Annotated in this window: 10 protein-coding genes and 1 pseudogene; 5 read left to right on the top strand and 6 right to left on the bottom strand. The window is 35.6% G+C overall.

Translation table 11 applies throughout. The features are described from left to right. The first annotated feature begins 438 nt into the window (after window positions 1-438). On the top strand, window positions 439-645 hold the full coding sequence (locus HYG84_RS06525; protein ID WP_212381420.1) for a hypothetical protein: 207 nt from the start codon (window positions 439-441) through the stop codon (window positions 643-645). 294 nt (window positions 646-939) lie between these two features. Here the strand turns inward: HYG84_RS06525 and HYG84_RS06520 are convergent, their stop codons facing one another. Beyond that, window positions 940-1,641: a hypothetical protein gene (locus HYG84_RS06520; RefSeq protein WP_212381418.1), complete on the bottom strand. Its 702-nt coding sequence runs from the start codon at window positions 1,639-1,641 to the stop codon at window positions 940-942. A 400-nt stretch (window positions 1,642-2,041) separates the two neighbouring features. On the opposite strand from HYG84_RS06520, the pseudogene HYG84_RS20825 reads away from it, so the two are divergent. Next, window positions 2,042-2,164 (top strand): annotated as a pseudogene (locus tag HYG84_RS20825) (hypothetical protein); the annotation flags it as partial. 300 nt (window positions 2,165-2,464) lie between these two features. Here the strand turns inward: HYG84_RS20825 and HYG84_RS06510 are convergent. Next, the gene (locus HYG84_RS06510; RefSeq protein ID WP_330655596.1) at window positions 2,465-3,394 is read right to left on the bottom strand and encodes a choline kinase family protein; all 930 of its coding nucleotides are present in this window, start codon (window positions 3,392-3,394) and stop codon (window positions 2,465-2,467) included. A 469-nt stretch (window positions 3,395-3,863) separates the two neighbouring features. On the opposite strand from HYG84_RS06510, the gene HYG84_RS06505 reads away from it, so the two are divergent. The 3 genes from HYG84_RS06505 to HYG84_RS06495 all read left to right on the top strand — a co-directional run bounded on the left by HYG84_RS06505 (window position 3,864) and on the right by HYG84_RS06495 (window position 7,299). After that, window positions 3,864-5,021 carry a 1-propanol dehydrogenase PduQ gene (locus tag HYG84_RS06505; RefSeq protein ID WP_212381416.1) on the top strand — a complete coding sequence of 386 codons (1,158 nt, stop codon included), beginning with the start codon at window positions 3,864-3,866 and terminating at the stop codon, window positions 5,019-5,021. A gap of 312 nt (window positions 5,022-5,333) precedes the next feature. After that, window positions 5,334-6,557, top strand: coding sequence for a sensor histidine kinase (locus tag HYG84_RS06500; protein ID WP_212381414.1), 1,224 nt, complete (start codon window positions 5,334-5,336; stop codon window positions 6,555-6,557). Beyond that, complete coding sequence (locus HYG84_RS06495; RefSeq protein WP_212381412.1) at window positions 6,529-7,299, top strand: response regulator transcription factor; 771 nt, start codon at window positions 6,529-6,531, stop codon at window positions 7,297-7,299. Before HYG84_RS06500 ends, HYG84_RS06495 begins: the two co-directional genes overlap by 29 nt. A gap of 230 nt (window positions 7,300-7,529) precedes the next feature. Here the strand turns inward: HYG84_RS06495 and HYG84_RS06490 are convergent, their stop codons facing one another. The 4 genes from HYG84_RS06490 to HYG84_RS06475 are packed head-to-tail and all read right to left on the bottom strand — an operon-like array spanning window position 7,530 to window position 11,395. Next, window positions 7,530-8,282: an iron ABC transporter ATP-binding protein gene (locus HYG84_RS06490; RefSeq protein ID WP_212381410.1), complete on the bottom strand. Its 753-nt coding sequence runs from the start codon at window positions 8,280-8,282 to the stop codon at window positions 7,530-7,532. Continuing rightward, entirely contained in the window at window positions 8,279-9,343 is a 1,065-nt protein-coding gene (locus HYG84_RS06485) for an iron chelate uptake ABC transporter family permease subunit (RefSeq protein ID WP_212381408.1), read from the bottom strand. Before HYG84_RS06485 ends, HYG84_RS06490 begins: the two co-directional genes overlap by 4 nt. Continuing rightward, complete coding sequence (locus tag HYG84_RS06480) at window positions 9,340-10,353, bottom strand: ABC transporter permease (protein WP_212381407.1); 1,014 nt, start codon at window positions 10,351-10,353, stop codon at window positions 9,340-9,342. Before HYG84_RS06480 ends, HYG84_RS06485 begins: the two co-directional genes overlap by 4 nt. 19 nt (window positions 10,354-10,372) lie before the next feature. Then, on the bottom strand, window positions 10,373-11,395 hold the full coding sequence (locus tag HYG84_RS06475; RefSeq protein WP_212381406.1) for a siderophore ABC transporter substrate-binding protein: 1,023 nt from the start codon (window positions 11,393-11,395) through the stop codon (window positions 10,373-10,375). Between the last annotated feature and the right edge of the window lie 62 nt (window positions 11,396-11,457).

Genomic DNA, 11,457 nt, shown 5'->3' with positions numbered 1-11,457 from the left:
TTTTATGTGATTCTAGTTACTCTAAGATTTATTTTTAGCTAGTAATGCATTACCTCATGATTTTCTTAATTTTTAAACATTTATAATTTCTTATATTAATAATAACTTAACAATGCATTTTTCCATGGCATAAATCGTACTACTTTGCTGTATAAAATCCTTCAATTTTTTAGTGTTATTGTACTATCGTAACTTTTTTGTACTAATGGTACCCAGTTTTATTTTTTAGCTAATATGTTGTATATTTTGTTGTACTTTAAGTACATCAATATTCACATCCAAAATGAAATTTTTATTTCATAATATCCATAAAAACAAAAAAGACACCTTGATTTAGCAATCCTCCAATAAGGATGTTTATGAAAATCATAATTGTTTCGCACACAGCCGAACGATGACCGATGAATTGTAAATAATCTTTATTGGAGAATTTGCTTTATGGCAAAGTTTGAATTTGAATACACGGAGATTGATGGGTTACTGTACCTCAACATTGAAATTGACGGAAAAGGAGAGCTTGACAAATTGGGGAAATATGGACGGATACGTCCGAATTATCTGAATGTACACCCTATGCCGGAAAAAGATACAATGGAGCGCATCCGACTTAGCGATATAGACAGAGGAAGCGCCTGTTCATTTTGAACAGAGCGCTTCCTCTTATATTGTTATTCAAATTTAAAAACATACTTGTTATTCTTTTCATTATCTTGATCAAGCAAGACTACTTCCGCGCCCAAATTATCGGTTATTATAAATCGATGCCCTTCCCATCTGGATTTTGGCTGTCGGAAACATCCCTGAATGCAAATAAGTATCGCTGTGGCTAAGGATACCTGTTTAAAAATGCGTCTGCAAAAATCTCCTTATTTGTATTTATGAGTTCCTTTATCTGATTTTTCATGTTGTCCATACAATGTCCCCTTTCAGCCGCCATTTTTAGTGCAAAACGGTATCTGCTCGCTGCGCCTCAATCATTCTAAACACCTCGTCCCGAATCGCCTCATCAAAAAATCCCATGCCATTGTCCCCGTCTTGATCTGAGCCTTTGTAGTAAAAGGTGATGGTATGGAGATCAAAGCGGTGATGGGTGTCTATTTTTGCCCCGTGTGTTACCGCTGTTTTGCGTTCCTCCGCCGCGCGCACATCCGCAAGCCTTGAAAGGCTCACCAAAATTACAAGCGGATAGCCACCCCATAAGCAGGCATAGTTCGGAGAGATAATGAATTTCGCGGGAGTACCCTTCGAATTAGGCCCCACCATCTTATACTCCAATACGCACGCAGGGTCTTTTTCTGCTTCCAGCATTTCGCGGCCAAGCTGCTCCTGTTCTGTTTCGCTCATATCCAATAGTTTAACGGCGCTCTTGATATTCCGGCTCATTCGTTTGGGACTGAGCCCGGGGAGCAATATTAGCATATAGATTCCACAAACTACTGCTCCAAGCAAAATCCCTGTAAATATACCGCCGGTAATATCTTCACTGGTACCGCCGTTTGACACCGCAGCAAAAGCAAAAACCGCCACCAATACCAGCACAACAGCAGGGATAATAAAATGCGTATGCTTGCGCATCAGCTGCTTGCGGTAAGCCTTCATCCAAGTTGCGCCCGATTGTAACCATGCTTCATAATAATTCATTTTCTTTCCTCCAAATTCATTCTATATAGTGTAATCTGTTTACGATAAAAGTATATTTGGATCTAATTTAAATTCAGATAATCAAACTGTATTATTTGGCCTGTTCAGTAACAACTTCAGCTTTCAAATTTAAACAAATTAGCAAAATATTACTTTAATTCAGTATACCATAGCAGTCGTATTTTGTCATAATTTCTTCCTTTGACATTCACGTTTCAGCTCGACAAATTTCGCCGGATCTGCTACCATAAATTTACGGTAGAAAAGGCCGTACCGAAAGGAGGTACGAGCATGATTTTTAGCTTTTGGAGCAAAGTGACTTCCTGCCGCTTGCGGCAAGGGGAGATGGAATGAAAGGCAATTTACTTATGTCTGTGGAAAGTACCATAAGCACAAGGACGAGTGTACGCCCCACACCATCAAGGTCATGGCACTGCGCCAAATCGTGCTGGCGGAGATTCAGCGTGTAACCTCCGAAGCTAAGGAGCATACGGAACATGAAGCAGGAATCAGCACGGAATAGGATCATGAGCGTTCCGAGCCGTACAAGAAGAAAAACTACATCCAGCAGGTTGATGTTTATTTCAACTTTGTGGGCAGGGTTTAAGGCAAGAGAAAAGCCGTAGGACTTTAAAATCCTACGGCAAATCTCAAAAACTGAAAACATCCTTATTAGCACGGGGCTTTCTCAAAGTGTCTTTTTTAAATCATCTAAACATTATCGCTTTACCAGTGATAAGTCCCTATATTATATATTTATAAATGTTGCAGTATGATACATCATACAATAATCTCCTACAGAAGGAGTTATAAATATAACTGCTTAATCCTTTACCATATCAGCAATGGAGTATTCCGATGAAACTGTAATTGCCTTCATGTTCTTTCGAAAACGTTCGTATCGAATGTAACAGTAGTCCAGAAAATCGTCACCATTGTAGTGTCTAATCAATGCCCATACTGTCCAAAGCAAATCCTGTGCTAACATAAAGCATTTTATCTTTAATACTTCTTCAGGTGTGGGTAATTGCCCATAGTAATCCAAAATAAGGTATTCAATTGACTCTTCTGTTAGCTTCGATTCAAGAATATATGCAGCCACATCCCAGCTTGGATCGTTCATTCCAGAATATTCCCAGTCTATAAGATATATTCTGCCATTATTGTCAATGACAAAATTTTCGGGAACTGTGTCGTTATGACAGGGGACAGAAATTACATTTTTGGCATTTTCTCTTAGAAAGTCAATCAGTTGTTTTTTCAATGTAATATAGTCAAAGAAAAAATCACCGTTAAGCTTTTTAACTATTTGTTCATATTTATTTAACTCAGTCTCAAAATCAAAAGAGTTCGGAAAATACTTTGGGCTGGAGTGGGTTTTTTTCATTAAACTAGATACAGCTCTCAAGTTAGCAGGACAGTGAGGATTGGAAAGAGCAATGTTTTTGCTATTTTGAATATATGCGCTAATTTTAATCCCGTTGATCTCATCAAAATAAATACACTCAGAATTCAGTCCCAGTTCCGATGCAATATTATTATTGATCTTTTCAATTTTCCGGTCAATCATCTGATCCGTCATACCACCCGGTTGTCGAATAACATATTCCTTACCCTTGATATTCATAATATAGTTGTAATTAGTAAGCCCACCTGTAAAACGAGATTTATCGAATACAATACTTTCATCGTTAAAAACGATACGTAGTTTTTTTTGTACTATTTCTTCTATTTTCATCAGTAATTCCACCATACATATTAAAATTTATTATTTATCATTATGAAAATCCAATTTTTAGATAGGTCCAACTTTCTAAACGAAAACAATGACCTAAAAAGCGAGTTGTTAACCAACGGAAGTTTAATCTATTATAGCAAGAATAGTCTAGAGAATCAATACATTACTTTATACATACTTTCAATTCACTCTATCTGAACTATTTAGAGCAGTTACCATTTTTATGCTATAAAAAAATTGATATTTTTATAGATAATTATTGAGCATAGAGTAAACCTTTATCCACATTAAACAGCCATTATTCAAGAAGATAGATTTTGTACAATGTCGGATTTCAATCAGATACAATAGTACTACAATTATATGGTGAATCTTCAATAAAACCATTGTTTTGTATGATATCATAAATAATCATTAGCTTAACTTATTATGTTAGTTAATTAATTAATTAACTAATTGTGTTGTCTAATAAAATTTCCTAGGAATGGAGGTAATTATCATAAAAGACAAGTTTATGCTTAAATCGAAGGTTTATTTTAACAATCAATCCCTACAGCTTTTAAAACAGATTTCCGGATCTCGAGCATTTATTGTTGCTGATTCAATAATGGAAACATTAGGATATCTTCAAAAAACGGTAGACTACTTAAGCGAAGCAGGAATAAGCTCCAAAGTTTTTTCAGAGGTGTGCCCTGATCCTGATGTTAAAGTAATTGCAGACGGGCTAAAGCTCTATAGGGAAAGTGACGCAGATGTTTTGGTTGCAATCGGCGGAGGTTCTGCCATTGATACTGCCAAAGGAATTCTTTATTTTGCGTGGAAGTTTGGAGCCATAGAGGGTATGGAAATAAAAAGACCACTCTTTATTGCGATTCCTTCTACAAGTGGAACTGGCTCTGAAGTAACTGACTTTTCCGTCATTACCTCTGATGAGGGAGAAAAGGTATGCATCGTAGATGAGTTTATAGCACCAGATATTGCTATACTAGATTCTACCTGTATCCAGCATGTTCCACAACGTGTGGTAGCAGATACAGGAATAGATGTTTTGGTTCATGCCATAGAGGCTTATGTTTCCACAAAAGCAACCGACTTTACAGACGCTCTTGTAGAAAAAGCAATCAAACTTATATTCGAAAATCTTGAAGTCCTCTACAAAGACATCAATAATGCTAATGCGAGGGATCGTGTTCAGAATGCTTCCTGTATGGCGGGAATGGCATTTACAAATACGGGCCTCGGCATCAATCATAGCCTTGCCCATGCCTTTGGGGGAACTTTTCACATTGCACATGGTCGCTCTAATGCGCTTATGCTAAATGCAGTGATGGAGTTTAACTCTGACTTAGATGGAAGTGCCAGTGGTTATGCTACCGAAAAATATGCAAAACTGGCAACAGTTCTGCAACTTCCGGCTAGGACACGTCGTGAAGGAGCTGTTAATTTCATGCTTGCTGTAAGCAGACTGAAAAAAGCACTGGATATTGAAGATAATATAAGAACCCTTGGAATTGAGCAAACTAAATTTGAGAGAGTACTGGACCAAATGGCTCAAACAGCTATGCTCGATCGATGTACCCCTACTAATCCAAAACAACCTTCTAAGGAAGATCTGATTAGAATTTATCAAAAATGTTATTAATAAATCTTCAAAATCATAAAAATTAGATAAAAAATATTTTATTCTCGAAATAACCTCCCCATTTCTTACAAAGGGGAGGTTTATTTATTACTTATACCCGACAAAATCTAGTACCTCGAAAAAAAAGTTCCAGTCTTTTCTTGTGTGTTATTTATTGTAAACCTAAGATATGTTATTTACTTTGTTAATTTTATATATTAAAATAACAACAGAAGCTTTTTAAAATTTGAAAAAGTCTTTTCAAATAATATAAACTCAGCAGTTTTTATTTTTTCAATTAAGAATTGCATTTCGGGAAGGTGTATTATAAGAATGAATAAAGTCGATAATCCACTTAAAAAGTTTATAAACTCCAATTTATATACCCGCTATAGTGGTATTTTATCCTTATCAGATATTTCTTTATTTTTAGTAGATACAAATGGCAATATTTTGCTTGAGCTTATCCCAGCCCCAGATTTTTGTAGTCACGTATGCATGGAAAACAGAAGCCAGGTATGCTGTGACTACAAAAGCCAGTTCAATCCTCATCAGGAGAGTAGCTTTGTCTGCCGATATGGACTCCAAAACATCTGTTTACCTATTAAGGTGCAAGATAAGACTTTGGGTTATATAGCTGGTATGCAAGTGCATTCACAGGATACGGAATATAAAAAATATATGATTGATGTGCAGTCTCTAAAAAATGACAGAAACGTTGAATTAGAATTTATCGCTAAGTCTATTGCTGGATTGAAAACTGTAGAGTTAGATAAAATTAAAATACACGAACAGTTGTGCCGCCACATTGCTAATAATATTTCTCTTGACTTATCAGAAAGTGTTAGTCATGTGGATTCAAATGTGACAAGGCTATCAATTGAGAAGGAAATGCTTGAGAAAAAGATTATCGATTTAGAAGCTAAGAACATGTCTTTAGTAATTAATCCGCATTTTTTGTTTAATACCTTGAACTGTATCGCCCGAATCGCGTATTTTGAGCATTCCCATACAACAGAGGAACTTATCTACTGTCTTTCCGATTTGCTACGATACAATTTAAAGCAAGATGACCAGCTTCATACTATAGCTTCTGAAATAGACAACATAGAAAAATATTTGTATATACAAAAGGTACGATTTAAAAATCGTTTAGAATATACCATAGACGTCCCGGAGAAAATTAAATCTTATAGAATCCCCAATATGGTAATACAACCCATTGTTGAGAACGCCCTTATTCATGGTATCACCCCAAAACGTGATGGGGGTAAAATCAGTATTTATGCAGAAAAATATAAAAAGGTGATCGTTATTTCCATTGCAGATAATGGAAACGGTTTCCCAAAGGATGTTTTAGATAAAATACAACAGTCTGAAAATAAATCGGGTCTAGGGTTTAGAAGTACGGATAAACGTTTAAAACAATATTATGGAGAACGTTATGGATTGGAAATCGCAAAGTCTGACTATTCTGGAAGTACAGTAACCATCACGATTCCAACACAACCATTGGGAGGTGCTAGCGATGAATGTGGTATTAATTGTAGAAGATGAAATACTTGAACAAGAGTTCCTCAAAACAGTTGTGCTTGACCAGCTTCTTCCAGAGGATAAGCTACTGACTTGTGGAAGTGGAGTTCAAGCTGTTCAATTGGCAAAGCAGTATCGACCGAATATTATTATAATGGATTTAATGATTGCTGAAATAGATGGTCTGACTGCCATTCAGGAGATCAGAAAGTTTTTACCTAACGTTTGTATCACCATTTTGTCCGCCCATTCAGACTTTTCATATGCTCAAAAAGCCATCAATCTTAGGGTTTTCGAATATCTTTTAAAGCCTGTCAAACCTACCGCCTTCAAAGAGATATTCCAAAAAATGTTAAATGCAACATCCAACAGTCATGTTCTAATAGAAGACAAGCCTGAAGAAAACAATGCGAATATTAAGGATGACCAACAATATTTTATCAATGAATCCATAAAATATATAAAAGAACATTTGAGAGAAAAATTGACTTTGGAAATGGCTGCATCCAAGGTGTTTATGCATCCCAAATATTTCAGCCGTGTTTTTAAAAAGGAAATGGGTGTTGCATTTACTGAGTATATCACTCAACTAAGAATTCAATATGCCTGCAGATTGTTGGAGACAACCAATTATCCTGCTTACCGGATTTCATCTGAATGTGGTTTTTCAGATCCATCTTATTTTAATAGGGTATTCTGTGCGCAGATGAACATGACTCCACAGACATATAGAAAAAAGGCATATTCACTGAAATCAGATGATTGAACTGCAGAAACCTCACTGTAAGTGGGGTTTTCTATACTTTTTGTTGATCTAGGTTATAGACTCCCAAAAGCAGAAATAACCGTCCCTAATGCTTTTAAATGTTACAATAAATCAATAAAAAGAAAACCCCACTACTGGGCGCACCAAAAAAGTAGAGCAAAATTTTCACTCTACTTTCTAAAAAACTGAAAATTGTCTTTAACAAAACAATTTTTTATTTAATCTTATAACTAATAAATCGCTACTGGCCCATGAGGACCATCGATAATTTCTATTTTCGTTTCAAAAATATCTGTCAAAATTTCTGGGTCCATAACCTCTTCTACTGTTCCAAAAGCAGCAATTTGTCCATTTTTCATAGCACAAATTCTATCAGAATATTTGGCTGCAAAATTTATATCATGCATAACAGTCAGAATTGTTCTTCCAAATTCATTAGCCGCATGCCTCAAATGCTCCATCATTTGAACAGAACGAGCAACATCAAGATTGTTCAGCGGCTCATCCAAAAGTACATATTCAGTCTCTTGGCATAAAACCATTGCTACATATGCCCTTTGCCTTTGACCACCAGAAAGCTCATCTAAATATCTATTTTCTAGATTAGTCAGGCCTAAAAAATCGATATATCTAGAAATAATAGCCTCATCCTCCTTAGTTAGTCTTCCCTTCGAATATGGAAAACGTCCAAATCCAACTAATTGCCTAACAGTAAGCCTCGTTACAAAATGATTTTCTTGCCTTAGAATAGTCAAAATTTTTGCTAAGTCCTCTGATTTAGATTCAGAAACATCCATATTTGCCACCTTAATTTGGCCTTCATCCATATCCAAAAGTCTTCCGATCATCAAAAGTGTCGTAGACTTTCCAGCACCATTTGGTCCAATTAAAGAAGTAAGACCAGCTTTTGGTATTTTAATATTCACAGGTCCTATTTCTACCTCATCACCATATACCTTTTTAACATTATCAATATTTATCATAGCGTCCCCTTCCTTAAAATTGCAACTAAAAATGTTATTCCACCAAACATTTCGATAATAACTGAAACTACACCTTGCGCATTGAATACATGATACATAAAAAAGTATGCACCCGTTAGTATCAAAAATCCTACAGCAAGAGCCATTGGAAAAATATATCTGTGATCATAAGTTGGTGCCACTTGATAACTCAAAGTTGCAACTAAAAATCCATAGAAAGTAAGTGGTCCAACCAGAGCCGTTGAAATTGACATTAAAACAGAAACTAATATCAGAGTATAAATTACACTAAATTGATGATTAACGCCCAAAGAAGTACCGACATTCTTTCCAAGTGACAATACATTTAAATTCTTAGAAAAAGCAAGAAGAAGTAATGCTACAATTATTACAATTGGAATTGCAACAGAAAAATATGCAGAATCCGCATTATTTACAGAGCCAAACAATCTTGCCTGTAAAATATCAAACTCAGACGGCGCAAGAAGTCTTCTCATAAAAGATGACAAAGATCTCAGCCCAGTTCCGAGAATAACTCCAACCAAAAGCATAAGTTGTAAATTCCCATACTTTCCAGAAAGCAACCATCCATAAAGTATCAAACACATCAAGACCATAACAACAACTTGAAATATAAATGACCCAACACCACTAAAATTTATAAACGCACTAGCACCAAAGAAAAGTATTGTACTAGTATGAATTGTTGAGTAAAGTGCTTCAAAACCTAAAAGTGAAGGAGTTATAACCCTATTATTCGTAATCGATTGGAAAGCAACGGTCGATAAACTCTGACAAGTTGCAGTAATAATCATTGCAACAAGGGCTACCATCCTTCTTCTAACAACCGGGATAAAAGAAGGGGAACCTACTGGAACTGGATTGTTATAAACCAAAAGTCCATAGGAAGCAAGAGCGCCCAAGGTAATCAATGTTATTAACAAAATCCAATAACGTTTTTCTTCTTTCTTAGAGCGGAAAGCTCTAGCTGATCTATTTTCATTATGAAGGCTAGAATCGATTTCGATATTTTCTTTATTACTATATATTAATTCGTTCATCTTAGCCTCCTTTGTCTCAATAAAATAACAATAAATACAACTGACCCCACTGTTCCAAGTATCAAAGAAACAGGTACTTCAAAAGGCATTATAATTGTTCGAGAAATTATGTCACAGACAGTTATAGTACCCATTCCCAACACACATACCCATGGCAAATTACTCCTAAGATCATCGCCTCTATACATTGAAACAATATTGGGTACAATTAAACCTAAAAAAGGTAAGTTTCCAATAACAGCTGCAACAATTCCAACTGCAAAAGAAATAAGACCAGTACCCAAAAGAACTATCTTATTATAATTTACGCCAAGGCTTGTTGCAACATCTTCCCCTAGTCCAGCTAAAGTCAATCTATCAGCATAGATAAAAATAAAAAAAGTAACCATAACAATTAGCCATAAATATTCATATCTTCCAATTTGAACCGATGCAAAAGAACCTACAAACCAAGCTTCAATATTTTGCGTCATTTGAAAAACGAGTCCAATAAAAGTGGAAATTGCAGAAATGACTGCTCCAAGCATCATCCCAATAATTGGGACGATTAAAGACGAACGAAGCTTAACTCTTCTTAAAAACAAAAAGAAAATCATAGTTCCTATGAAAGAAAAAAGGATTGCACCGGTCATTCGTTGAACTAAAGTTGGTGCGGGAAATAATAAATAAACGAAAATAAGACCCAAACCTGCCCATTCAATAGTTCCTGTTGTGGTAGATTCAACTAAACGATTCTGTGTAATAAGTTGCATTACGAGTCCTGACATTGACATTGCAGCTCCAGTAAGCATTAGTGAAACCGTTCTTGGAACACGAGTTATGAAAAACATACGCATTCCATCCTCTTGCCCTAGAATATCATAAACTCCAGTAAACAATGATATAATACCTAACATAATAACAACTGTAATTGCTAATATAAAAGGTTTTGTCCATATTTTATTGTGATTATAATGTTGGGGCTGAGAGTTCTCAGCCCCATACATTTTTTGTATTGTATTTTTCAGCACTACGTTACACTCCTTTATGCTACTTAGCTAAGGCATTTGCAAGTTCTTCAAATAACTCTAGATAAGTTTGTATTGATTCATTAGTGTAAGTGTCTGCTGGTGCATAAACTATTCGTCCTTCAGAAACAGCAGTTGTGTTTTGAAGAGCAGGTGAATTATCGATAACATCCTGAGCAGGAACTGCATCAGTTGTAGAAGATACTGCAGCATCACGATCTAGTACAAAAATCCAATCTGGATTACTTTGTGCAATAGCTTCAACAGAAATATCATCACCTTGATGGTCCGAAGATGCACCACCAATTTCTAATGCAGAAATCCATCCAAAAATTTCATACATTGGTCCCCAAACACGTCCAGAACGAGGAGCTGAAAAACCAATATCTCCACCAGAAACTACAACACTCATAACTGTATCCGTTCCATTATATGCAGACTTAGCCTTTTCGATAGCTTGATCAAAATCAGCTACCAATTGTTCAGCCTCTTTATTTTTATCGAAAATTTGTCCCAAAGCGATTGTAGAATTCTTAAGTCCATTTACTAAGTTATCTCCAGGTGTATCAGCTTCCTTAGAAACATCAAAGTTAAGATCGATAACAGCTGCATTTGGCACTAATTTTTTTATTTCTTCATAGTAGCTAGCAAATCTTTGACCAATGATTACAAGTTCAGGTTCTACAGCTGCTATAATTTCAAGATTTGGCTCACGATGATTCCCAATATCTTGAACTGACTCATTACCTACATATGGTGAATCCGCAGGCATTACACTCTTTGGAACAGCTGCTAATTCAATTCGCCAATCAGATAAAGTTTCAAAGGTTCTATTATCTAAAGCAACTACATTCTTTGGATTTACAGGAACAGTAACAGTTCCATGAGCATCAGTGATATCAACCGTTGAAACTTCAACAGACTCATTTAATTGCCCATTAGTTTCAGCGTCACCAGCTTTATTACCTGAATTTGTGCAAGCTGTCAACATCAAAACAAAAGTTGCTATAATAGCAGTTAATTTAAAAAACTTAGATTTTTTCATCTCTCTCTCTCCTTATGTATAAATATGATTGACAATCAAATCATTGAATTGATGGAATCAAT

The organism is Alkaliphilus sp. B6464 (genome assembly GCF_018141165.1).
Lineage (GTDB): Bacteria > Bacillota > Clostridia > Peptostreptococcales > Natronincolaceae > Alkaliphilus_B.
This window is presented reverse-complemented; position numbering and strand designations above follow the sequence as displayed.